Genomic DNA, 456 nt, shown 5'->3' with positions numbered 1-456 from the left:
CGGATGGCCTGCTGACCCTCACCGTGGGCGGCATCGCCGTGGTCACGGCGGGCGTGGCGGCAGGTTTCCCGCAATCGAGCGAGACCGACACCGGCGCGATCTTCACCATCACCGGTTACAACCCGGCGACCGGCGTGGTGAGCTACAGCTACACGTTGCGTTACGACAGCGACCACCCGAATCCCGGTGGTGCCGACAGCATCTCCGAGAACTTCGATGTGACGGCCAAGGATGTCAACGGCAGCACCGCGACCGGACAGATCAACGTCAACATCGTCGATGACACACCGAACGCCAACCCTGAGGCAACGTCGGTGGTGGAGGGCGGCACCGTCAGCGGCAACGTGCTGTGGAATGACGTCGCCGGCGCCGATGGCCCCTTGCTCGGCGGTGGCGTGGTCGGCGTGCGCGCCGGCTCGGACACCTCGACCCCGGTCAACGGCGGGCTCAACACCC

1 protein-coding gene is annotated in these 456 nt (G+C 67.1%); it reads left to right on the top strand.

Annotated features, from left to right (window positions below):
- The coding region (locus tag IB246_RS28595) for a hypothetical protein (RefSeq protein ID WP_192230261.1) at positions 1-456 on the top strand (456 nt) is incomplete at both ends.

Origin of the sequence: Pseudomonas sp. PDM01, from assembly GCF_014852325.1 — a bacterium.
GTDB lineage: Bacteria > Pseudomonadota > Gammaproteobacteria > Pseudomonadales > Pseudomonadaceae > Aquipseudomonas > Aquipseudomonas migulae.
This window is presented reverse-complemented; position numbering and strand designations above follow the sequence as displayed.